Annotated in this window: 21 protein-coding genes; 7 read left to right on the top strand and 14 right to left on the bottom strand. The window is 57.5% G+C overall.

Features of this window, described 5'->3' with window-relative positions:
• Positions 1 to 202: 202 nt before the first annotated feature.
• Positions 203 to 565, bottom strand: a complete 363-nt coding sequence (locus tag KOSB73_RS29745; RefSeq protein ID WP_004137762.1) for a YibL family ribosome-associated protein — start codon at positions 563 to 565, stop codon at positions 203 to 205.
• A gap of 274 nt (positions 566 to 839) precedes the next feature.
• On the opposite strand from KOSB73_RS29745, the gene KOSB73_RS29740 reads away from it, so the two are divergent.
• Entirely contained in the window at positions 840 to 1,064 is a 225-nt protein-coding gene (locus KOSB73_RS29740; RefSeq protein ID WP_004126554.1) for a hypothetical protein, read from the top strand.
• On the opposite strand, the gene mtlR is transcribed toward KOSB73_RS29740, so the two are convergent.
• The 3 genes from mtlR to KOSB73_RS29725 all read right to left on the bottom strand — a co-directional run bounded on the left by mtlR (position 1,053) and on the right by KOSB73_RS29725 (position 4,832).
• On the bottom strand, positions 1,053 to 1,649 hold the full coding sequence (mtlR, locus tag KOSB73_RS29735; protein ID WP_004137764.1) for a mannitol operon repressor MtlR: 597 nt from the start codon (positions 1,647 to 1,649) through the stop codon (positions 1,053 to 1,055). The genes KOSB73_RS29740 and mtlR overlap by 12 nt on opposite strands.
• Positions 1,646 to 2,794: a mannitol-1-phosphate 5-dehydrogenase gene (mtlD, locus tag KOSB73_RS29730; protein WP_049086982.1), complete on the bottom strand. Its 1,149-nt coding sequence runs from the start codon at positions 2,792 to 2,794 to the stop codon at positions 1,646 to 1,648. The genes mtlR and mtlD overlap by 4 nt, the downstream gene beginning before the upstream one ends.
• A gap of 127 nt (positions 2,795 to 2,921) precedes the next feature.
• Positions 2,922 to 4,832, bottom strand: a complete 1,911-nt coding sequence (locus tag KOSB73_RS29725; RefSeq protein WP_024359732.1) for a PTS mannitol transporter subunit IICBA — start codon at positions 4,830 to 4,832, stop codon at positions 2,922 to 2,924.
• Between the two features lie 534 nt (positions 4,833 to 5,366).
• On the opposite strand from KOSB73_RS29725, the gene KOSB73_RS29720 reads away from it, so the two are divergent.
• The 5 genes from KOSB73_RS29720 (at position 5,367) to selB (ending at position 10,900) form a co-directional block, all read left to right on the top strand.
• On the top strand, positions 5,367 to 5,738 hold the full coding sequence (locus tag KOSB73_RS29720) for a DUF3302 domain-containing protein (protein WP_049089301.1): 372 nt from the start codon (positions 5,367 to 5,369) through the stop codon (positions 5,736 to 5,738).
• A gap of 3 nt (positions 5,739 to 5,741) precedes the next feature.
• Positions 5,742 to 6,878: an HlyD family secretion protein gene (locus KOSB73_RS29715; protein WP_004137771.1), complete on the top strand. Its 1,137-nt coding sequence runs from the start codon at positions 5,742 to 5,744 to the stop codon at positions 6,876 to 6,878.
• Positions 6,879 to 6,969: 91 nt separating this feature from the next.
• Positions 6,970 to 7,578: a glutathione S-transferase gene (locus KOSB73_RS29710; RefSeq protein ID WP_049089304.1), complete on the top strand. Its 609-nt coding sequence runs from the start codon at positions 6,970 to 6,972 to the stop codon at positions 7,576 to 7,578.
• Positions 7,579 to 7,673: 95 nt separating this feature from the next.
• The gene (gene selA, locus KOSB73_RS29705; RefSeq protein WP_024359735.1) at positions 7,674 to 9,062 is read left to right on the top strand and encodes an L-seryl-tRNA(Sec) selenium transferase; all 1,389 of its coding nucleotides are present in this window, start codon (positions 7,674 to 7,676) and stop codon (positions 9,060 to 9,062) included.
• Positions 9,059 to 10,900 carry a selenocysteine-specific translation elongation factor gene (selB, locus tag KOSB73_RS29700; protein WP_024359736.1) on the top strand — a complete coding sequence of 614 codons (1,842 nt, stop codon included), beginning with the start codon at positions 9,059 to 9,061 and terminating at the stop codon, positions 10,898 to 10,900. The genes selA and selB overlap by 4 nt, the downstream gene beginning before the upstream one ends.
• A gap of 107 nt (positions 10,901 to 11,007) precedes the next feature.
• Here selB and KOSB73_RS29695 read toward each other — a convergent pair whose 3' ends face one another.
• Together KOSB73_RS29695 and KOSB73_RS29690 are read right to left on the bottom strand one after the other, a co-directional pair.
• On the bottom strand, positions 11,008 to 12,969 hold the full coding sequence (locus tag KOSB73_RS29695; RefSeq protein WP_024359737.1) for a glycoside hydrolase family 127 protein: 1,962 nt from the start codon (positions 12,967 to 12,969) through the stop codon (positions 11,008 to 11,010).
• Between the two features lie 10 nt (positions 12,970 to 12,979).
• Positions 12,980 to 14,380, bottom strand: coding sequence for an MFS transporter (locus KOSB73_RS29690; protein ID WP_024359738.1), 1,401 nt, complete (start codon positions 14,378 to 14,380; stop codon positions 12,980 to 12,982).
• 254 nt (positions 14,381 to 14,634) lie between these two features.
• Between KOSB73_RS29690 and KOSB73_RS29685 the strand changes: the two genes are divergently transcribed.
• Positions 14,635 to 15,438 (top strand): AraC family transcriptional regulator, encoded by an 804-nt coding sequence (locus KOSB73_RS29685; RefSeq protein ID WP_024359739.1) that lies wholly within the window; start codon positions 14,635 to 14,637, stop codon positions 15,436 to 15,438.
• 219 nt (positions 15,439 to 15,657) lie between these two features.
• Here KOSB73_RS29685 and araD read toward each other — a convergent pair whose 3' ends face one another.
• The 8 genes from araD to yiaK all read right to left on the bottom strand — a co-directional run bounded on the left by araD (position 15,658) and on the right by yiaK (position 23,233).
• Positions 15,658 to 16,356, bottom strand: coding sequence for an L-ribulose-5-phosphate 4-epimerase (araD, locus tag KOSB73_RS29680; RefSeq protein WP_098141418.1), 699 nt, complete (start codon positions 16,354 to 16,356; stop codon positions 15,658 to 15,660).
• Positions 16,350 to 17,210 carry an L-ribulose-5-phosphate 3-epimerase gene (locus tag KOSB73_RS29675; protein WP_024359740.1) on the bottom strand — a complete coding sequence of 287 codons (861 nt, stop codon included), beginning with the start codon at positions 17,208 to 17,210 and terminating at the stop codon, positions 16,350 to 16,352. The genes araD and KOSB73_RS29675 overlap by 7 nt, the downstream gene beginning before the upstream one ends.
• The gene (gene ulaD / locus KOSB73_RS29670; protein WP_024359741.1) at positions 17,203 to 17,865 is read right to left on the bottom strand and encodes a 3-keto-L-gulonate-6-phosphate decarboxylase UlaD; all 663 of its coding nucleotides are present in this window, start codon (positions 17,863 to 17,865) and stop codon (positions 17,203 to 17,205) included. The genes KOSB73_RS29675 and ulaD overlap by 8 nt, the downstream gene beginning before the upstream one ends.
• A complete protein-coding gene (locus tag KOSB73_RS29665) occupies positions 17,862 to 19,367 on the bottom strand; it encodes an FGGY-family carbohydrate kinase (RefSeq protein WP_098141416.1) in 1,506 nt (501 codons plus the stop codon). Before KOSB73_RS29665 ends, ulaD begins: the two co-directional genes overlap by 4 nt.
• 77 nt (positions 19,368 to 19,444) lie before the next feature.
• A complete protein-coding gene (locus tag KOSB73_RS29660) occupies positions 19,445 to 20,764 on the bottom strand; it encodes an MFS transporter (protein WP_004137789.1) in 1,320 nt (439 codons plus the stop codon).
• Positions 20,765 to 20,815: 51 nt separating this feature from the next.
• The gene (locus tag KOSB73_RS29655; RefSeq protein WP_024359743.1) at positions 20,816 to 21,745 is read right to left on the bottom strand and encodes a DUF4862 family protein; all 930 of its coding nucleotides are present in this window, start codon (positions 21,743 to 21,745) and stop codon (positions 20,816 to 20,818) included.
• A 13-nt stretch (positions 21,746 to 21,758) separates the two neighbouring features.
• On the bottom strand, positions 21,759 to 22,223 hold the full coding sequence (locus KOSB73_RS29650) for a YhcH/YjgK/YiaL family protein (RefSeq protein ID WP_049086991.1): 465 nt from the start codon (positions 22,221 to 22,223) through the stop codon (positions 21,759 to 21,761).
• 11 nt (positions 22,224 to 22,234) lie between these two features.
• On the bottom strand, positions 22,235 to 23,233 hold the full coding sequence (yiaK, locus tag KOSB73_RS29645) for a 3-dehydro-L-gulonate 2-dehydrogenase (protein ID WP_004137795.1): 999 nt from the start codon (positions 23,231 to 23,233) through the stop codon (positions 22,235 to 22,237).
• Positions 23,234 to 23,403: the final 170 nt, after the last annotated feature.

Below are 23,403 nucleotides of genomic sequence, written 5' to 3'. Positions count from 1 at the left end.
TGTCTGTGACGAAAAATGATGGATATGTGAACCATTGGGCGATTTAAGAAATAATTGGTAGGGCCAATTAGCGGGAATATGGCGTTTGAAACAGAGCCTGTCCCGGAGGCGATGCTGGCGCATCTGTCCGGGCTACCGGCCCGCAGGCGGCGGTGAACCCGTAGCCCCGGTAAGGCGTCAGCCGCCCCCGGGGACGACAGGATTAGAAAGCGGTTTTGGCGAAGCCGGTCATCTCTTTGAGGCCCATTTCGCGGCCCAGCGCGGTCATCGGGTGAACAACAACCAGACCGCGCACGCTTTTCTTGAGCTTGCCCATATCGGCCTGCTCTTTTTTGGTGATGGCGCGGCGATGCGGCATGTCCATCAGCTTTTGCGCTTCTTTGCTCAGCTTCTGGCCCTGAACCTCACGCAGGCGGATGATTTCTGCTTCAATGGTGGTTTTCTCTTTTTCCAGTTCGGCGTATTTTTCTGCGGCTTCAACCAGGGAGAGATCGGCCTGCTGGTGGCGGATGGCGTCAAGGCGATCGCTCAGACGTTTAATTTCGTTTTTTTCGACTTCTTTCATGATGGCTTAATCTATTAAGAAAGGGGCATTATCAGACTATAGTATGTGCTGTCGCTTGGGTTGTGGGTAGTTATTTATCAAAACGTCGCCGTTTTTTGGTCATAACAGCCGTAGCGGCATATTATAACTTGTTGAACATAAAAATCATTTTAAGCCAGAGTTGGCGAATATTCATTTCTGTGAAGCCTGTCGGTCATTAAGCACGTTTTCCTCATCTGAAACCCTGTTTTTGGCTAATCCTTAATAAGATCATTCCCGAGCAGAGGAGAGCGTGATGGCGAAAATCGGCGACGGCGTACCGCGTATTATTGACAAGGCCGTAGATTTTATGGCTTCAAGTCAGGCTTTTATGGAATATCTGAAAAAATCTCCGCGTTTGCAGCATATACCGCCGGATATTCCGGCTGATAAGGAAGCGCTATTTCTGCGGCGTCTTGAGTATTATCGTCAGCTTTATCGGCCGACGTGCGACCAGCAAGAGCCAGAATCAGAGCGTTGATTTTTGAAAGGCTTTTTTTAAGCTGATTTTAGAAATCAGCTCGGTCAGAGATAGCATCATCGTTGAACGTACGACCTGCTGGTAGCGCAGCTTTTGCATTGCCAGCAGGTCCGCATCGCTCTCATCAAATAGCGGCGTTGGCGGCAGAGCGGCCACGCAGTGCAGTTCGCCAAACGGCCCAAGGATCTCATCGTCGGTAAAGCTGTACTCATTACCGTCGTGGTTCAGCTCTTCGCGCAGGGCCATCAGCAGTTCAGCGTCTTCATATTCGGCGCGGCTAATCACCCCAAGGCCGTAAATCAGCTTCAGGCGTACAGAAAGGTCGCCAAGCGGCCCGTCGCCGTCCAGCAACGGCTCCACTGCGTATTTCACCGCGTAGTCGTCTTTACGGAATACCTGAAGCACCAGAATATTGACCGCTTCCGTCAGCAGTTCAACGGTGGCGATCAGGAAGCTTCTTACGGTTTTGCCAGCATTCAGACGTTCAAGCACACGGTTTTCAAATGCCTGTGTTTCTTCCATTATTGCCTGCATATCTGACATGAGTAATGGGCGCGGTTCGGACCGCGCCAGGTCTTGCCTCATTTGGTGGCGCTGTAGTCGTTAACGGCCTCCGCCACCACTTCGCTTGCCGCGTCCAGACCCGAAATCTGCGCCAGCGCCGCCTGCGGGCCTTTCTCGGCAATCAGCGCCGCCAGTTCCTGCGCCTGCGGGTCCTCTTCGCTGCGGAAATGCATCGCCGCGGCGATCCCTTTCACCAGATTCCGGTGCGGCAGGCCATATTCCAGCGTACCGAGCAGCGGCTTAATTAAGCGATCCCCCGCGCTCAGTTTGCGCAGCGGCTGGCGGCCAACGCGCTCAACGTCATCTTTCAGATACGGGTTCTCAAAACGACCAATAATTTTCTGGATGTATGCAGCGTGCTTTTGCGCATCAAAGGCATAGCGTTTGATCAGCACCGCGCCGCTCTCTTCCATCGCCCCTTTGACCACGGCGCGAATATTCTCATCAAGAATCGCGTCGCGAATCGTCTGGTGACCCGCCAGTTTTCCGAGGTAGGCGGTTATAGCATGTCCGGTGTTTAAGGTGAATAGCTTACGTTCGACAAATGCCATCAGGTTATCGGTTAATTCCATACCCGGGATGTCCGGCAGCTCGCCTTTGAACTGGGTCTTGTCGACAATCCACTCGCTGAAGGTTTCCACGGTGACTTCCAGCGGATCGTGAGTGGCGGAAGCGGACGGCGGAACGATGCGGTCAACGGCGGAATCAACGAAGCCGACGTTGGTTTCAACCCAGGCTTTATCCTCTTCGGCCAGGGCGTTAAAAACGTGGCCCTTAAGCTGGCTGGTGCCGCGAACCATATTCTCGCAGGCGATGATATTCAGCGGGGCCGTAACGCCCTGCGCCTTGCGTTTAGCCAGGCCTTTGGCAATCGCCGGGGCGATGCGCTCCAGCACGACCGGGCCGACGGCGGTGGTCACCAGATCCACGCTGGCAATCAGCTCTACAACTTCGTCGCCGATGCTGCTGACGGCGTCAACGCCGGAAACGGTATCGACCTGCTCGTTCTCGCCGACCACGTGAACCTGATAGCTATGACGGGCATTCAGGGCATCAAGCACGACCTGATTTACATCCGCAAACGTCAGCTGTATCCCCGCGTCCGCCAGCAGTTTGCCGATAAAGCCACGACCGATATTACCTGCGCCAAAATGTAATGCTTTCATAGAATTAACCTTCAATTAATGTTTTTACCTGAGAGGGCTGGGGTGAGGCTTTTCCCTCACCCAAACCCTCTCCCCATGACTCAGGAGAGAGGGGGGGGCGTTTCCCGGCGTACCGCCGGGAGACAAATTACCCTTTCAGCAGCGTCAGAACTTCATCAACGCTGGTGGTTTTCGTCAGACGCTCAATCACCGACTCATCGTCCAGCGCGTTAGTCAGGCTGGTAATGACCTGAATATGCTCGTTATTACGAGCCGCGATACCGATAACCAGGCGAGCCACCTCGTCCTCTTCTTCGCCGAAGCGCACGCCTTCCGGATACTGGCAGAAGACGATGCCGGTTTTCAGGACGCGATCTTTGGCTTCAATAGTGCCGTGCGGTACCGCGATGGACTCACCCAGATAGGTGGAGGTCAGCTTTTCACGGTCCAGCATCGCCTGGACGTATTCCGGCTCAACGTAGCCGCCTTTCACCAGCTGCTCGCCGGCAAACAGAATCGCTTCTTCTTTGGTCGCCGCTTTACGGCCGAGGAAGATGTTCTCCGCGCCGAGTTTGAACAGGTTGGTGTCAGCCGCGTCGAAGCTGTCTTTCAGGCTATCGCGGACTTTCTCTTCGTTGTCAGTATGGCGCTGCGCCGCCACCAGACGTTCGGTCAAGCTGGTGTACAGGCCGCTGTCGAGGAAGTTGGTTAGCGAAATATGCTGTGCCTGCGGCACCTGACGCATCGCGCGCTCGGTCAGATCGCGATGGGTGATGACCAGGTCCACATCCGGCGGCAGGTTGTTAATTGCACAGTTAGTCACGGAGATGTTGCTCAGCCCGGCATCCTGCACTTTTTTACGCAGCACGCCTGCGCCCATGGCGCTGGAGCCCATACCGGCGTCGCAGGCGACGATGATTTTACGCACGTGGCTCAGGTCGTTCGCGCCATCGCCAGCGGCCAGCGGAGTCGCGCCGCCTTTGGATTCGGCTTTCATATCGTGCATGCGACGGGTCGCGGCTTCGATATCATCTTCTTCTTTCACTTTGCTGGTTTTCAGCAGAACCGCTGCGACCACGAAGGAAACGGCCATCGCGGCGACAATCGCGGCGATGTTAGCGAAGTAGGCGCCCTTCGGCGTCATTGCCAGCACGGCCAGGATGGAGCCCGGAGAAGCCGGAGAGACCAGACCACCGTTGAGGATGGTCAGCGTGAACACGCCGGTCATCCCGCCGAGGATAACGGCCAGAATCAGGCGCGGGTTCATCAGCACGTACGGGAAGTAAATCTCGTGGATACCGCCGAGGAAGTGGATGATTGCCGCACCGCCCGCGGACTGTTTGGCGCTGCCGCGGCCGAAGAACATATACGCCAGCAGGACGCCCATCCCCGGACCCGGGTTAGCTTCGATCAGGAAGAAGATGGATTTGCCCAACTCGTGGGATTGCTGAATACCCAGCGGCGAGAAAATACCGTGGTTAATGGCGTTGTTGAGGAACAGGATTTTCGCCGGTTCAACAAAGATAGACGCCAGCGGCAGCATCTCGTGTGCCACCATGAAGTTAACGCCTGCGGCCAAAATTTTCGACAGGATTTCAACCGCCGGGCCAATGCCGAGGAACGCCAGAATGGCGAGGATCATACCGATGATGCCTGCGGAGAAGTTATTCACCAGCATCTCAAAACCGGATTTAATCTTACCGTCTACCCAGACGTCGAATTTTTTAATTGCCCAGCCGCCCAGCGGGCCGGCGATCATGGAGCCGAGGAACATCGGCATATCCGCGCCGACGATAACGCCCATGGTGGTAATCGCGCCGACTACGCCGCCGCGCTCGCCGCCAACCAGCTTACCGCCGGTATAACCGATCAGCAGCGGCAGCAGATAGGTGATCATCGGACCAACCAGCTTCGCTAGCGTTTCGTTCGGTAACCATCCTGTCGGAATGAATAGAGCGGTGATAATACCCCACGCGATAAACGCGCCGATATTTGGCATCACCATATTGCTGAGGAAACGACCAAAGCTTTGCACTTTGATCTTGATATCGGATGACATAAAACACCCCTTCTTCTGTTTTTGCTATCGGCAGGCTGAAAGCCCGAGGCTTGTTGTTAATAAGGCGGCAGAGGTAGCCGGGCCCTGAGTGATAGTGCGAAATCTGGCACTGAATCGTTAAGCTGTCCAGTCGATGGATTTTTATGTGATACAGATCACATGAATATAGGGCGATGATGGTCTTTTGTGGTGATCTTCATCACAAAATAGGTGTGTAAAAAAACAACAGACCGGGTTTTTAGGGGGGGTTATGCATTTTTATGTGATGAAAATCACAAATTTACTTTGGCATTTTGTTATTTGTTTGTGATGTATATCACAAAATATTTTCACCCGGATTTAACCTGGTGTGATCTCGCGCAGGTTATGCCGCGTTCCGCTTGCCGATGCGTCATTCAGCAACGCGATCTGCTCAAGAACATTTTAGTCGTCAATGGCGAAAATGAAACGGGTGAATTATGCTCAGTTTGTCGGCCATTTTTTATCCGGCCCGACACACATCTTAAAAATAATTAGCGTAAATCCGAGGAAATTATGTTTCTCAATTATTTTGCGCTCGGCGTTCTGATCTTTGTATTTCTGGTGATTTTTTATGGAATCATCATTCTCCATGATATTCCTTACCTGATCGCGAAGAAACGTAATCACCCGCATGCCGATGCGATTCACGTCGCAGGCTGGGTGAGTCTTTTTACGCTGCACGTCATCTGGCCGTTTTTATGGATCTGGGCCACGCTTTATCGGCCTGAACGCGGCTGGGGCATGCAGCACGGGCGGGATGGGGCGCCGTCTGAGGCGGCGGAAGAGGAGGGCGAAATCAGCGAACTGCGCCAGCGGGTTATCGCGCTCGAGCAGCAAATAACCGGTCTTCGACCGTCAGCTCAACCTCCTTCGGTGGAGAAATAACTCATGGATCTACTGATTATTTTGACCTATGTGGCGATTGCCTGGTCGATATTTAAAATATTTAAGATCCCGGTAAATAAATGGACGGTTCCCACCGCGGCGCTGGGTGGCGTATTTATTGTTAGCGCGCTTATCTTATTAATGAACTACAACCACCCATATACCTTTACCGCGCAAAAAGCGGTTATTTCTATTCCTATTACGCCGCAGGTCACCGGGGTGGTCAGCAGCGTCACGGATAAAGCCAATCAACGGGTTAAAAAGGGAGAGGTGCTGTTTACCATCGATCCGGCGCGTTATCAGGCCCGGGTGGACAGGCTACAGGCCGACCTTGTTACCGCGCTGCACAGTATTAATACCCTTAAAGCCCAGCTTTCTGAGGCTCAGGCCAATACCACCCGCGTTTCGGCGGAGCGCGATCGCCTGTATAAGGATTATCAGCGCTACCTGAAAGGAAGCCAGGCGCGGGTCAATCCGTTTTCGGAAAGCGATATCGATAATGCCCGGCAAAATTATCTGGCCCAGGATGCGATGGTGAAAGGGTCGGTCGCGGAGCAGGCGCAGATCCAGAGCCAGCTCGATAGCATAATAAACGGTGAGCAGTCGCAGGTGGTTAGCCTGCGCGCGCAGCTGGCGGAGGCGAAATATAACCTCGATCAGACGACCGTACGCGCGCCCAGCGACGGCTATATCACCCAGGTGTTAATTCGTCCTGGGACCTATGCCGCCTCGCTGCCGCTGCGTCCGGTGATGGTCTTTATCCCCCAGCAAAAACGGCTGATTGTGGCGCAGTTCCGGCAAAATTCGCTGCTCAGGCTGGAGAAGGGCGACGATGCCGAAGCGGTGTTCAACGCGCTGCCGGGCCAGGTCTTTCGCGGCAAGCTGGTGAGCATCCTGCCCGTCGTGCCGGGGGGAACGTACCAGGCGCAGGGCACGCTGCAGGCGTTGACGGTGACGCCGGGCACCGACGGCGTGCTGGCGACCATTGAGCTGGAGCCCGACGCCGCCGTAGATGCCCTGCCTGACGGTATTTACGCCCAGGTGGCAGTCTACTCCGATCATTTCACCCATGTTTCAGTGATGCGCAAGGTGCTGCTGCGGATGACCAGCTGGATGCACTATCTCTATCTGGACCATTAGCGGGGTCGGTCTGGCATGAGGTGATTTCTCTCTCTGCTATTTGCCTGCGACTGCGCCATACTGACTACTTTGTTGGCGAAAGGAGCAGGCAATGAAACTGATCGGCAGCTACACCAGTCCCTTTGTGCGCAAAATTTCCATCATACTGCTGGAAAAAGCGATTCCCTTCGAGTTCGTCAACGAATTCCCTTACCACGAGACCAACGGCGTGGCGCAGTACAATCCGCTGGGAAAAGTACCCGCGCTGGTCACCGATGACGGTGAATGCTGGTACGACTCGCCCATTATTGCGCAATATCTGGAGCAGCTCGGCATCGCGCCGGATATGCTGCCTGCGGCGCCGAAGGCTGCGCTGAAATTGCGTCAAATTGAAGCGCTGGCTGATGGCGTGATGGAAGCTGCGCAAACGCTGGTACGGGAGAAAACGCGCCCTGCGGCCCAGCAGTCGGAAAGCGAACTGCTGCGCCAGCGTGAAAAAATCGCGCGCGGTCTTGATGCGCTGGAAGGGTATGCGAATGACGGCACGTTACGTCCTGAGGAGGTCAATCTGGCGACCATTTCGACCGCCTGCGCCATCGCTTATCTCAACTTCCGCCGCGTCGCGCCGGGCTGGTGCGCCACCCGACCGAAGCTGGTTCGGCTGGTGGATTCCCTCTTTCAGCGCGCCAGCTTTGCGCGCACCGAACCGCCGGTGAGTTGACCCAGACGGGTAACAGTTTTTGCGCGGAGGTATTACAATTGCCGCTCATTTGTTGACTCCCTCTCCCGGCGGGAGGGGGGAAAATAGGTTCATTCATGACTAGCGAAATTCGTGCGCTTTATACCCGGCTTCCGGCCATCGACCGTTTACTCCGCGACCCCGCATTTTCACCGCTGCTGATGCAATATGGTCACTCCCAGACGGTGGCGCTGCTGCGTCAGATGCTGGACGAGGCGCGGGAATATATCCGTCTGAACCAGGCGCTGCCGGGCTGGTGCGAAGCGTGGCTGATGGAGACCTCGCGTCGTTTGAGCCAAACGCAACAGAGCGCGCTGCGCCCGGTGTTCAACCTGACCGGCACCGTGCTGCACACCAATCTTGGCCGGGCGATTCAGGCGGAAGCGGCGGTGACGGCGGTTGCCCAGGCGATGCGCGCGCCGGTGACGCTGGAATACGATCTTGATGATGCCGGACGCGGCCACCGCGACCGCGCGCTGGCCGATCTGCTTTGCCGGATCACCGGCGCGGAGGACGCGTGTATCGTCAACAACAATGCTGCAGCAGTGCTGCTGATGCTGGCGGCAACCGCCAGCGGCAGCGAGGTGGTGGTGTCGCGCGGCGAGCTGGTGGAGATCGGCGGCGCGTTCCGTATTCCCGACGTGATGCGCCAGGCGGGCTGCGTCCTGCATGAAGTCGGAACCACGAACCGCACCCACGCGAAAGATTATCGTCAGGCCGTTAATGACAATACCGGCCTGCTGATGAAGGTGCACACCAGCAACTACAGCATCGAGGGCTTTACTAAAGCAGTCGATGAGGCGGCGCTGGCGGAGATTGGCCGCGAACTGAATATCCCGGTGGTCGCCGATCTCGGTAGCGGCTCGCTGGTGGATTTAAGCCAGTACGGCCTGCCGAAAGAGCCGATGCCGCAGGAGATGATTGCCGCCGGCGTCAGCCTGGTGAGCTTCTCCGGCGATAAGCTGCTGGGCGGCCCGCAGGCGGGAATTATTGTCGGAAAGAAAGCGCTGATCGCCCGTTTGCAGAGCCATCCGCTCAAGCGCGCCCTGCGGGCGGATAAAATGACCCTCGCGGCGCTGGAGGCCACGCTGCGCCTCTATCTGCACCCGGAAAAGCTGGCCGCTGAACTGCCGACCCTGCGGCTGCTGACCCGCCAGGCGGAGGCGATCCGCCAGCAGGGCGAGCGCATTCAGGCCGCGCTGGCTGCGCATTATGCTGATTTTGACCTGCAGGTTGAGCCATGTCTGTCGCAGATCGGCAGCGGTTCGCTGCCGGTAGACCGCTTGCCCAGCGCGGCGTTGACCTTTACTCCGCGCGATGGCCGCGGCAGCCGGCTGGAAGCCCTGGCGGCGCGCTGGCGTCTGTTGCCCGTGCCGGTTATTGGCAGGATCTACGATGGACGCCTGTGGCTGGACCTGCGCTGTCTTGAGGATGAACCCCGGTTTATGGAGATGTTATTGAGATGATTATTGCCACCGCCGGACACGTTGACCACGGCAAAACCACGCTGCTACAGGCGATTACCGGCATCAACGCCGATCGCCTGCCGGAAGAGAAAGCGCGCGGGATGACTATCGACCTGGGCTACGCCTACTGGCCGCAGCCCGACGGGCGGGTGCTGGGTTTTATCGACGTCCCCGGCCACGAAAAATTTTTGTCCAATATGCTGGCCGGCGTCGGCGGTATCGATCACGCGCTGCTGGTGGTGGCCTGCGATGATGGGGTGATGGCGCAGACGCGCGAGCACCTGGCGATCCTCCAGCTCACGGGGAAGCCGACGTTAACCGTGGCGCTGACCAAAGCGGACCGCGTAGAAACGGCGCGGGTTGAGGAAGTGAAGGCGGAGGTCGAGGCGGCGCTGGCGGAGTTCGGCTTTACCGGCGCGACCCTGTTTACCGTCGCGGCGACGGAAGGCCTGGGTATCGCCGGGCTGCGCGATCATCTCCTGCAGCTTTCCGCGCGCGCTCACCCACAGCATCAGCGTTTTCGCCTGGCGATCGACCGGGCGTTTACCGTCAAAGGCGCGGGGCTGGTGGTCACCGGGACGGCGCTTTCCGGCGAAGTTAACGTTGGCGATACGCTGTGGCTGACCGGCGTCGATAAACCGATGCGCGTGCGCGGGCTGCACGCGCAGAATCAGCCGGTGGCGAAAGCGTGGGCCGGTCAGCGCATCGCGCTGAATATTGTCGGCGATGCGCAAAAGGAGGATCTTAACCGCGGCGACTGGCTGCTGGCGGTACCACCGCCGGAAGCCTCTGAACGGGTCATTGTCGAACTCCAGTGCCATACGCCGCTTAGCCAGTGGCAGCCGCTGCATATCCACCACGCCGCCAGCCATATTACCGGTCGCGTGTCGCTGCTCGAAGGCGCGCTGGCGGAGCTGGTTCTCGATACGCCGCTGCGGCTGGCGGATAACGACCGTCTGGTGCTGCGCGATATTTCCGCGCGCCTGACGCTGGCCGGCGCGCGAGTGGTGACCCTCAATCCGCCGCGCCGGGGCAAGCGTAAGCCGGAGTATCTACAGTGGCTGCGCGCGCTGGCCGCCGCGCAGGGCGATGACGTCCAGGCGCTGGATATTCATCTGCAGCGCGACGCGGTGCGCCTCGATGATTTCGCCTGGGCGCGTCAGCTCAGCGACGAGGGGCTGAAGGCGCTGATTAACCGTCCTGATTACCTGCAGGCGGGCAATAGTCTGCTGAGCGCCCCGCTTGCCGCGCGCTGGCAGCGGAAACTGCTCGACGCCCTGGCGCGTTACCACGATCAACATCGCGATGAGCCCGGGCCGGGCCGCGAGCGGCTGCGGCGTATTGCGCTGCCGATGGAAGATGAGGCGCTGGTGCTGCTGTTGATTGAGCAGATGCGCGAAAGCGGCACTGTTCACAGCCACCACGGATGGCTGCATCTGCCGGAGCATAAAGCGGGCTTTACCGACGAGCAGCAGGCCATCTGGCAGCGGGTGGTCGGGCTGTTTGCCGATGAGCCATGGTGGGTGCGCGATCTGGCGCGGGAAGCCAACGTGGAAGAGTCGTTAATGCGAGCGGTATTACGCCAGGCGGCGCAGCAGGGGATGATTACCGCGATCGTCAAAGATCGCTACTATCGCAACGATCGGATTGTGGCGTTTGCCAAAATGATCCGCGAGCTGGATCTGGAGAGGGGATCAACCTGCGCGGCGGATTTCCGCGATACGCTGAACGTCGGGCGCAAGCTGGCGATTCAGATCCTCGAGTATTTCGACCGTATCGGCTTTACCCGCCGTCGCGGTAATGACCATATCCTACGCGATAAAGCGCTGTTTCTTTAGCATAAGCAGGTTGTCCCGGGTCGCGGCGTGAACGCCTGACCCGGGCTACGATAACGCACAAACCTTGTTGTCCCGGTAAGCGCAGCGCCACCGGGGAATCCTCACACTTACGCTTCCGCTTCGTTCACCCAGATACGCATCTCGCCTTCGCCGCGGTTGGCCCAGCTAAACCACGGGATGAAGGTCAGCAGGTGCGGCTGACGGCTGGACGGCGCGCGATCGTAACGCCACAGCGCCTGCTGCTCGGCATCTTCCGCCGTTTGCTTATAGCCCGGCGCCTGGAGAAGTATCTTGCGGGCAAAAATCCCTTTGCCTTCTACAGTGCTAAATCGGGCGTCGCGCGGCAGCTGCAGGTTATGCAATTGCTCGCCGTTATCCGCCTGCTCCAGGCAGTAAACCAGCGGGCCGCGCTGGACGGCGACCTGGCCTGCCTGGTGGCGCACCAGCGGGTTACCATAAATGCGGCGCACCGGCATCGGCAGGGTTAACAGCAGCGTGTCGCCCTCCTGCCAGAGATGGCTGATGTACAGATACCCTTTGCGTACGTCCTGCGTAACCGGCGCGCCGTTGAGCGTCACCTGCGGCTTATCGCACCAGTCCGGCAGGCGCAGGGCCAGGGTATGATGCACAGGCGACGATGAATCGATGACTATCTGCACCTGTTCCTGCCACGGATAGTTGCCGCTGATGCGCAGGCGCAGCGCCTCATTGCCCACCGGGATCTCCGCGCTATTGCCGATATACAGGTTGATGTACAGGGCATCGTCGTGCGGCGTGTAGATATAGTGTCCCAGCGAGGTCAGCACGCGGGCAATATTCGGCGGGCAGCACGCGCAGCCGAACCAGCGCTGGCGGACGGGCTTAACGTGATCGTAAATATGGTTGAATTTTAAGGATTTTGGATGTACTTCCAGCGGATTGACGTAGAAGAAGTGCTTGCCGTCGAGCGCCATGCCGCCCAGCACGGTGTTATACAGCGCGCGCTCCATCACGTCGGCATATTGGCTGTCGGCTTCCATCTCCAGCATCCGGCGGGCAAACATCATCAGGCCAATGGAAGCACAGCTTTCAGCATAGACCGTGTCGTTTGGCAGGTCATAGTCGCTGCTGAAGGCCTCCCCGCTGCTCTGCGAGCCGATGCCGCCGGTGATATACAGCTGACGCTGGGCCATATTTTTCCACAGGCGCAGGCAATCCTGGCGCTTGCCCTCATCCTGACTTAAACGGGCGAGGTGGGCAACGCCGGCCATCAGATAGACGAAACGCACCGCGTGGCCGATGGCGACCGGCTGTTCGGAAATCGGCTGATGCGCCTGGCTGTAGGGCTTATCCATCACCATCCACGCCGGACCGTAGGTGTTCCAGTAAGAGGTTTTGCCGCGCTTCTCATATTCGATATCGTAAAAATGCGGCTGCGTGCCGCGCGCCTCAACGAAGTACTTCACCAGCGCGATATAGCGTGGCTCCTGAGTGACGTCGTACAGGCGCATTAACGCCAGCTCGATTTCCGGATGGCCAGGGTAGCCGTGCAGCTGGTTCTCTCCGGGGCCAAACACGCTATCGATGTGGTCAGCGAGGCGGCAGATGACTTCCAGCAGACGACGCTTGCCGGTGGCCTGGAAGAAGGCGACGCCCGCTTCAATCATGTGGCCGGCGCAGTACAGTTCGTGGCATTCGGCGAGGTTAGTCCAGCGCTCCTCGGGCGCTTTGACCGTGAAATATGTATTCAGATAGCCATCTTCACACTGGGCGGCCGCGACCAGTTCAATTACCTCGTCGGCGGTTTTTTCCTGCTCGGCGTCCGGCTTCTGACACAGCGACCAGGCCACCGCCTCCAGCCATTTCGCCACGTCGCTGTCCTGAAAGACCATGCCGTAGAATTCGCCCTCCTGTCGCCCGGCGGCGATGCGGAAGTTCTCTATCGCATGGCTAGGATCCGCCTCTTCGATGCGGTCGTTAAGCGCATCCCACTGGTAGGGGATCACCACATCGCGCACCAGCTGCTGGTACTGGCCGAGGAACGGATCGTTGATTTTCAGTTTGTGCAGATCGACTTCCATAACGGGCATGACGGACTCCTTAAGGCTGAACGTGACGCGTGCGCAGGTCGCTGGCAATGCGCGCCATCATCGGATTGTTAAGCTTGCAGGCGCGAATAGTGAAGGCCAGCAGCAGATGGAACAGGGCGGGCAGCAGGGTCTCCATTGAGGAGATGCCCGCCAGGGATGAGGCCGTTTGGTTTTCCACGCCCGGCTGGTAAGCCACGTAGATAAACACGACGCTGATAATGCCGGCGCTGGAGGCCCATGCCAGCTTGATAAAGAACAGGTTAAAGGCGAAGTTCATACCGGAAGAGCGCACCCCGGTTTTCCATTCGCCGTAGTCGTCGGAGAAGGCCATCAGCGAAAAGTGCAGCGGCAGGGTGAAGCCGAGAATAATGCCGTTGCCGAGGATGACGATCAGCCACAGGGTCTGGTATGCCGCCCCGGTTGGTAAAAACCACATCGCGACGGCCAGCGCGGCCAGCGCCAGGTTGGTGTAATAGTAGAGTTTGACGGTATCGAAGCGGCGCGACAGCAGATTGATGATCGCGGAGCCCGCAATCGAGGCGAAGGTCACCATGGTGAAGAACAGTGAGGTGTAGCCGGTGGAGCCGCCCAGCACGTAGGTGATGAAGTACATATAGCCGCCGCCGCGGATATTAAAAACGTTAATCAGCAGGAACGACATCACCAGCATCAGCAGCAGCTGGTCATTATTGCGCAGGCCGGCGATGTGCTCGCGCAGGGTAAATTTTCCCATCACATCCAGCGAGACGCGTTCGCGAACCCAGAAAAAGCAGCACAGGAACATCGCCACCGCGATGGCACAGAGTACGGCGACGCCGTACTGATAGCCCTGCGCGGTATCGCCCTTGCCGAGCGCTTTCACCAGCCACGGCAGCCCAACGGAGACTAAGAAACCCGCCACGCCGCACAGCACAAAACGCCATGCCTGACATGAGATAACCTCGGTATGGCGCGTGGTCATGGTGTTGATCAGCGCGCAGTAGGGGACGTTAATCGCGGTGTAGCTCACCGAGAGCAGCAGATAGGTGCCGAACGCCCAGGCGATTTTTACCCCCATGCTGGCATCGGGCACGGTAAACGTCAGAACGCCGATAACGCCGATCGGCACGGCAATCCACAGCTGCCAGGGACGAAAGCGCCCCCAGCGGCTTTGGGTACGGTCGGCCAGCACGCCCATGATAGGATCGGAAACGGCGTCAAAAACGCGCAGGGCCAGAAACAGGGTTCCGACCAGCGCGGGCGTCAGGCCGAAGACATCGGTATAGAAAAAAGTCAAAAAGTTCATGATCAGGCAGGTAATCACCGTCCCGCCCGCGTCGCCAAGTCCGTAGCCTATTTTTTCCCGTAGGGATAGTTTGTCGTCCTGGACGCGCCGTGCTAAATCGCTTGTAGTAATCGGAGCCGAAGTCATAAATAACTCCCGGAGATGATGTGCGGAATAATATCCCGCTGAGGCGCGGGCTTTAATTGTGTTATTTGCAAATTACGTTATTTATTCTGCACGAAATATGGGGGGCAACAAGGGAATGAAAAAGTATAAAAAGAGGACGATTCCGACCTGATGATAAAAATGTGATTTCGATCCGGCAGCACCCTATTTTATCGTGAATAATCAATGGCAATGAGAGGTTATTTATGATGAAAAAAGCGGAATGTTGAATATCTATGCTTGAATTATCCATGTCACTTCCGATTAAGGTGCAGAACGGCGGGTTGTTTATTTCCCGCGGCGTCGGCAGCCATCCGGCTCGTCAGCTTCACTCCTGGGAAATAATCTTTGTGGAAAAAGGGACATTAACGATTCGCGAAAACAACAAAGTTTTTAGCGTGAATGCCGGGGAAAGTTTGCTGCTCTGGCCGCAGCGATTACATGTGGGGATCGGACTGTTTCCGTCAGATTTAAAATTCTACTGGCTGCATTTTGAAGTGACGTCGGGTGAGGGTGATGCGCTGCTTTCTATTCCACAACATATGCGCGTTAATGACCCGCAGTATATTATTTCACTGTTCCGTCAATTCTTACGCGAGCAGGAAAATATTCATCGTAGCGTGGCGCTGGAGCTGATCCTGCTGCTGATTTTGCAGCAAATTTCGGCGGCAGCAGGCGAACAGCCCGCCGACAGTCCCGGCAACGCGCTGGCGTGGAGAGCGCAGCAAATCATTCGTACCCGGTTTCATTTGCCCCTTTCCGCATCCACGCTGGCGCAGGAGCTGCACTGCAACGCGGATTATCTGGGGCGCGTTTATCGCCATGCTTTCCGGCTGACGTTAACCGAAGCGCTGCACCGTCAGCGGGTAAGGGCGGCGGAAAAGCTGCTTATCAGCGATTCCCTGTCGCTTACCGAGGTGGCGATGAAATGCGGGTTTAACGATGTCGGCTATTTTCGCAAGATTTTCCGCAAGCACACCAGCCTGACGCCGGCGGCGTGGAAGCGTCGTTACTGCAAGGAACATATTAATTCGGCGTAGGGTTGATGGGTTTTTCCCGCCGGCGCTGTGCTGACCGGGCGATCTGACCGCAGAGCGCCGGGGACGCGTAGCCCGGACAGATGCGCAGCATCGCCTCCTGGAAAGTTCAGCAACATCCTGCACGCTTCCCCCGGGGGCGGCGCAAAGCGCCTGCCCGGGCTACCGGACCGCCGGTAGCCCGGATAAGGCGTTAGCCGCAATCCGGGGAGTTCCGCGGGACTAGTTTTGCCCGTAATAGGCGTTCGCGCCGTGTTTACGCAGATAGTGTTTATCGAGCAGTTCAGACTGCATATCCGGCAGCTGTGGCGCCAGCTGGCGCGAGAAGAGGCCCATGTAGGCGCACTCCTCCAGCACCACGGCGTTATGTACGGCGTCGGCGGCGTCTTTACCCCAGGCAAAGGGGCCGTGCGAATGGACCAATACCGCCGGGATTTGCGCCGGATCCAGGCCGCGCTGTTCAAAGGTTTTAATAATCACCTCACCGGTCTGATACTCATACTCGCCGTTAATCTCCTCAACGGTCATCCGTCGGGTACAGGGGATCGCGCCATAGAAGTAGTCGGCGTGGGTGGTGCCCCAGGCGGGGAGATCGAGCCCGGCCTGCGACCAGATCGTCGCGTGGCGGGAGTGGGTATGCACGATCCCGCCGATCTGCGGATAGCGGCGATAAAGCGCCAGATGCGTTGGCGTATCTGAAGAGGGTTTTTTACCGCCTTCAACGACTTTACCGCTGGCCATCTCTACGACCACCATATCGTCGGCGGTCATCACCTCATATTCGACGCCGGAGGGCTTAATGACCATCAGCTTGCGCGTTTCATCGACCGCGCTGACGTTGCCCCAGGTAAAGGTGACCAGGCCGTGTGCGGGGAGGGCCTGGTTTGCCGCCAGTACCTCGGCTTTCAGTTGTTCTAACATGTGAATCCCCCTTCCTGCATCCGTGATTCAATCCAGCGCCGGGCCTGGATAATCTCCAGCACCGGCTCGCTGGCTTTCTCCGTCCACATCTCAATCAAAAATGAACCGCGGTAGTTCAGTTCGCGCAGCGTCTTAAAAATGCCGACAAAATCGACGCATCCTTCGCCGAACGGCACGTCGCGGAACTGGCCAGGGCTATCGTCGGTCACGGGCAGCGTATCTTTCAGGTGGATGGCGGCGATACGATCGATGCCCAGCTTCAGCTCGGCGGTGACGTCGTTTCCCCAGGCGCTGAGGTTGCCGACGTCCGGGTAGACGGTAAACCACGGTGACGAAAGCATCTCGTCCCACTTTTTCCATTTGCTGATGGAGTTCATAAAGGCGGTGTCCATGATCTCCACCGCCAGCATTACCTGCGCGGCGGCGGCCTGTTCTACCGCCCAGGCCAGCCCTTCGGCAAAACGCTGCCGGGTGCCTTCATCATGCTCTTCGTAATAGACGTCGTAACCCGCCAGCTGGATGGTGCGGATCCCCAGATCGCGCGCCAGGCGGATGGCTTTGGTCATAATCTCTCGCGCCCGATCGCGTACCGCTTCATCGCGGCTGCCAAAGGGGAAACGGCGATGGGCGGACAAGCACATCGAGGGAATGGCGACGCCGGTTTCCAGCATCGCGCTCACCAGCGATGCGCGCTGGGCCGGGGTCCACTCCAGGCGCGAAAGGCGTTCATCGGTCTCGTCCACCGACATTTCGACAAAATCAAAACCGCAGCTTTTGGCCAGTACCAGCCGCTCAGGCCAGCTGAGATCCTTCGCCAGCGCTTTTTCATAAATACCTAACGGGTGGTTACGCATGCTGTTCTCCCCAGATAGCGTCGATTTGCGCGTGGAATTCGGCGGCAACCCGCGCCGGATGGGCGGCGCCTGCCAGCGCGCGCCCGGCAATAAAGGCTTTGACGTTGATATCTTTGAACAGCGGTAGATCGGCTGGGGTAATGCCGCCGGTAATCGACAGCTCAAGGCCAATATCGGACAGCGCTTTCATGCGCGCCAGATCCGCCTCTCCCCACTGCTGCCCGCTGGCCTGGGCATCGCGTCCGCGATGGTAAATTGCCTGATGGACGCCGGTACGGTACCAGGCGCGGGCGTCATCCAGCGTCCAGTTGCCGAACAGCTCCATCTGAATTTCACCGCCGCAGGCCTGGGCTACGGCGTGGCCTTTCTCGACCGTGGCGAGCGGTGCGGCGCAGATAATAGTCATCCAGTTGGCGCCAGCGCCAAAGGCCTGCTGCGCCAGGGTTTCACCGGCGTCGGCGACTTTCCAGTCGGCGACGATGATCTTCTCCGGACACTGGGCGCGCAGGGCTTTAACCGCGCTAAGCCCTTCGGTTAAGCAGAGGATGGTTCCCGCCTCCACAATATCAACGTGATCCTGTAGCAGGGCGACATCGCGCTGCGCAGCCTGAAGGCTGGTATGGTCGAGCGCCAGCTGCAGTAATGGTCGGCTCATAATGCGTGCTCCTTAATACGGGCGTGATAGCCCTGTAGTGCTTCAATCAAATGCAGGTAGTGGCGGTATTTGCGCTGATAGCGCGCGTGGGCGGTCATATCGGGTAGCAGCGTGCGTACCAGGTGCTGCCGGGCGCGCCGGGCTTCGCTAAAGCTGCGGTATACGCCGGTGCCGACGCGAGCGGCGAGGGCCGCGCCAAAGCAGCCGGTCTCTTCCACCTGCGGGAGTTCAATGCGTAAGCCGCTGACGTCCGCCAGCATCTGCATCCAGACGTCGGAGTGCGCCGGGCCGCCGGTGACGCGCAGGGCCTGAACGTTTGTAAAGCGTTCGCGCATACGGCTGAGGTGGGTCATATGGCTAAATACCACGCCTTCATAAACCGCCTGCAGCAGGTGCGCGCGGGTATGCAGCGCCTGCATGCCGTAAAAGCCGCAGGTCATCTCCAGCCCGGCGTTGCTGCCATAGAGAAACGGCAGAAAAAACAGCTCGCTCCCGGCTTTCGGCAGGCTGGCGACGGCCTGATTGATCTCATCAAACGAGAGATCGCCCCACTGGGCGGTAAACCATTCGAGGTTGCCGGATGAGGTCGGGCTGGCTTCGTGAACGATATACTGGCCGTCATTGACGTAGCGGCCATAGACGTAAGGGTGGGCCTCATGGTCGCGCAGGCCGTGAGCGATACCGCTAGTGACGGCCCAGGTCCCCATCACCGCATTGAGGGTCGACTCATCCTCAATCCCGGCGCAAAGGGCGGTGGAGACCACGTCAAACAGGCCGCCAACGACGGGAGTACCCGCCGCCAGACCGGTTAAAGCGGCTGCCTGAGCGGTGATCTCCCCGCAAATTTCGGCTGACCCTACAACGGGGGGCAGCGCGCTATCGATTTCACCGATGCCCAGCCACTCGGTCAGGCGCGGGTCGTACTGGCCCATGGCCATGTTGTAGAGGTTGGACTCGGAGATGTTGCTCTCCTCGCAGCCCTTCGCGCCGGTTAAGCACCAGCGCAGATAGTCATGCCCCATCATCACGCAGCCAATTTGCGCGTAGCGCTGGGGTTCATTCTCTTTTACCCAGCGCAGCAAAGAAGCCGGATGTCCGGTCCACAGCGTCTGGCGGGTAACGGGATAGAGCCGTTCGGGAATACGGTCCCGCTGCCAGCGCTGAACGATTTTCAGCGCCCGACGATCGGAGGAGAGGATGGCGTTACCCAGCGGCCGATCCTGCTTATCGAGGAGAAAGAGGCCCTTACCCTGAGCGGAGATGCCCACGCCTTTAATCTGTTCGCCGGATACACCTGCCTGCTGTAATAGCCCGGCAATGGTCGCCGCGCAGTGTTGCCAGAGCTGGCGCATGTCGCGTTCGGCGTAACCCGGCAGGGGCGACATCGTCCGTAGCGCTTGCCGCACAATGCCATGTTCATGACCTTCGGCGTCATATAAACCGGCTTTCAGATAGGTGCCGCCGCAATCAATACCCAGCCAGAAGGCCTGTTTCTTGCTCATCTTTCGCATCTCATTGTTACCGGGTGAACCCGGCATATTTCGCAGGCCCGGCAGGCGCAGCGCCGCCGGGCTCGAGTTTACGCAGTGCGTTTATGTGGATTTATCGTCTTTACCGGCGCAGCACCGGCATCGCATTTCGCCGGCAGCAGCAGCGCCATCAGCGCGGCCAGCGCCAGGGAGATCGCCAGGCAATAGACGCCAGCGTCTTTGCTGTACAACGTGATCAGCACCCCGACCGCATAAGGGCCACAAAATCCGCCGAGGTTGCCAAGCGCGTTGATAACCCCGCGCGCGCCGCCCGCCATTTCCGCGCTGAACAGACGTGCCGGGATGGTCCAGAACACGCCAGCCGCCGATTGCAGGAAGAATCCGCAGCCGACCAGCGCGGCATAGGAGAGCCAAATTTGGTTTTTCAGCGCCACCGACAGGAACATGCACAGAGCGAAGCCAATCAGCGGCAGGCAGACGAACAGCTTGCGTTTACCGGTTCGGTCTGAAAGGGAGGAAAACAGGAACATCCCAGCAATGGCGCCGACGTACGGCAGAATGGCAAGCATGCCGACCTGCCCCATGCTGCTATGGGTCAATTCTTTCAGAATGGTGGGTAGCCACAGGGTGTAGCCGTAAATGCCGGTCTGGTAGAAGAAGTTCAGGGCGATAAGCTGCCACATGGTTTTGTCGGAGAGAACGGCGCTCAGAGAGGCGTTTTTCACCTCGGTGCCGGCAATGGCTTTTTGCTCCGCGGCCAGCGTCTCGACCAGATAGCGCTTCTCTGCTTCGGAAATCCAGCGCGCTTCCTGCGGACGGTCATAGATGGTGTATGCCCACAGAACCAGAACAACCAGCGAGAGCAAACCTTCGATAATAAACAGCCAGCGCCAGTCGAGAACCGTGATAATCCAGCCTGAGAGTGGGGCGGTGATAATCCCGGCAATCGGCACAAACATAATGACAATCGCGTTGGCGCGACCGCGTTCAGCGTCGGGGAACCAGTTACTGATCATCGTGAGAACGACCGGCAGCATACCGCCTTCCGCCACGCCCAGTAAGAAGCGCAGGGCCAGCAGCTGGTACTGATTGGTAATTAACCCCGTCAGCACGGAGATGACCGCCCAGGCGACCAGCGACCAGCCGATAAATTTCTTACCGCTACCGTGAACGGCAATTTTCCCGCCGGGAACCTGTAAAAATAGATAACCGATAAAGAAAATACCGCCCGCCAGCCCCGCCATGGTGGCGGAAATACCTAAGTCGGCATCCATACCTCCGGGCATCGCAAAGGCAATATTGACCCGGTCCATATAAGAAATAATACAAGTGATCAGTATAGGCGGAATGATTCTTAACCAGCGCTGGCGCGGTATATCTTTGGTTGTAGAGTTAGAGGTTATATTCATCTTTATAGTCTCGTAATATTAAAAATATTCTGGTGATGAAGGTGATTATTATTATTGTGCTTGTTTTAGCGCGGAGATGCCGTCGCGTAATATCGCGATGCGATGATCAACGTTTGCGCTGGCATTAATTTCCAGTAATTTAATGCCTGAAAATTGCAGGGGGGCGGTTCCTGCGCAGGCAAATAATTCACGAGCGTGTTCGGTGGTCATCAGGCTCTGCGGGCAGAAAGGCGCGAACGGCGCGTGTAAATCCTGCCATTCGCCGTACTCGCCGGTTTGCGTCGTGCCAGAAAACATCAGCGCGCCGAGCTTTCCTGCCCGTTTTACCTGCTGCGTATGGGTGAGCGGTAGCACGGTATTCCGCCCTTCAATGGCCGAACGCGCCCAGTTAATACAAATGCTAACGTCATAATCGGCAATGGCTTCCAGCACGTTTTCTAACGGCAAAAATCCTTTGCGCGGCGCGCTGCCGGTCATCGCGTCGCAGTGCTCCAGCACCAGCTCGCAGGACCAGTCCCAGCGGGTAATTTCTTTTAATGAACGGGCAAAGGCGTCGGTAGCCTGAGCCACGTTGGCATTGCCCGCCAGCGGGGCGGCGTGAAGCTCAAGGGCAATGACCTTTCCGGCGGTATTGCCATTGATTTTAGCGATCTTCTGCTGCAGGTGGCGATAGTACTCCACGCAGGCTTTGCGCTGCGTTTCGTCGCTGGACGCCAGCCCAAAGCCGCCGTTTTCACCGCGGCGGCGCATGGTTTCCATGATGGCGGTAACGACAATCTGCCAGTGTCCCGGGGTATGGCGCAATAACCACTCGTCGCCGAGCGGATGAAGATGTTCAAGGCAGGGTTGCTCCAGCCCGCGAATATCCGGGGTGTCGGAGAGCTGCCGCCAGAATTCCATCTCTTCCTCTTCACTCTTTTGGTGAAATGAGGGTGCACAGGGGTACGCACCGATAATGTAACCGGTATTATTCGAATTCATTTTGTGCTCCTTCTTATAAAACTGAAATAGCGACTTTAACGACTATTTTGCGGATCGGCGTGGCTACAGTTTTATTACATCCAGGACGATGAACATCTTGCGGGAAAAATATCGCATAGTTGCCTGGCGTCATTTCAAAGAACGATTCATGTTCGCTGTCGTGATAGAAAATAATATCGCGCTGTTCTAATAAAGATTCGCTGATTTGATTATTGCCGGTATCAATGGCGATACCGATTTTTTCTTCGCCCGATGCCAGAAACTGGATATCCAGATAGCGACGGTGGACCTCCGGACGATTTTCAGCGGCATCGCGAGTGGTTAAGTCGATAACCTGCGCGAAGATGTTTTGGCCGTCGATTTCCACGACGCCGGGTGCCAGCGCGTGGAAATCCGTCGTGCGCAGGAAATCAAGCGCCCGCTCAATGGCCGCGGGCAGACGACACGGATTAGGTTGAGCAATATGACCAAAAATCATGGGTGAGCTCCTTACAGCGCCTGAATTTTGGCCCATACGCTGTCATCGACGGTAATGCCGTTGCGGCGGTTTTCATCCAGCAGACGGGTAAATTCATGGCCAGGAAGACGGACCGCCACATTTTCATCGGCGCGCTCGGCGGTGGTGATGAAATCCATAATCCGTTGCAGCTTGGCGTCGCGGGTTGCGCCGTCGATCAGCTTATCCACTTCAATAGCGATGAAGATCTGCGAAACGCCATATTCATCGCTGTTTTCCTGGGTCACTTCGGCAACCGACGATCCGTTGGAGAGGAGGGTGGCAATCATATCCAGCACGATCGACAGGCCGGAACCTTTCCAGTAGCCCATGGGTAATATGCGGCGATTTTTCTCGATCGTCCCCGGCTCTTTGGTCAAACGACCGTCATCGTCGAATCCGCCGTCCACGGGCAGTTCGCGGCCGGCAAGGCGGTTAACCTCCAGCATGCCGTAGGAGAACATCGACATCGACATATCCACCATGGTGATCGGCGTCGACGGAATGGCGACGATCAGCGGGTTGGTACCGATACGGCACTCTTTAGCGCCCCATGGCGGCATAACGGCGATGGAGTTGGTCCAGCAGATACCGATGTAGCCTTTTTCCGCCGCCTGCCAGCCGTAGCTGCCGCCGCGCATCCAGTGGTTAGCATTACGTAAGGCGACCAGGCCGATACCGTGATCGGAGGCCAGCTCAATGGCCCGATCCATCATCTTTTTCGCCGTCAGGTTGCCGATGGAACGCTGAGCATCCCACTGTTCGATGGCGCCGAGGCTGGTCACCCGCTGCGGTTGAGCCTCAGGGATAATGTCGCCGTTATCCAACTGCTGGATGAAGCGAGGAAAGCGGTTCACGCCGTGAGAATAGACGCCGGATTCGGTGGTGCGGGCAAACATTTCTGCGCAGGCATCGGCGGTTTCCGCGGCGACGCCACGCGCCAGCAGTACCCGATTGAATGCCTCTTTTAACTGCTCAAACGTGACTTTCATTGCTGTTTTCCTGGTCAGAGTTGATCGCTTTTTTATCTCTAAATTTCACTATGCGAAATCTGATTTCAAATATAGCGATCAATTTTTGTCAGATCAACGGGCAGCGTTATTTTTAAAAATCATAAAAATCATAAAGTTGTGTTTTTTCGGTTCAGATCGTGAACTGAAAC

Source organism: Klebsiella grimontii (assembly GCF_900200035.1).
In the GTDB taxonomy this organism is placed as follows: domain Bacteria; phylum Pseudomonadota; class Gammaproteobacteria; order Enterobacterales; family Enterobacteriaceae; genus Klebsiella; species Klebsiella grimontii.
The sequence above is the reverse complement of the archived record's forward strand: the minus strand, read 5'-3'. Positions and strand labels throughout refer to the sequence as shown.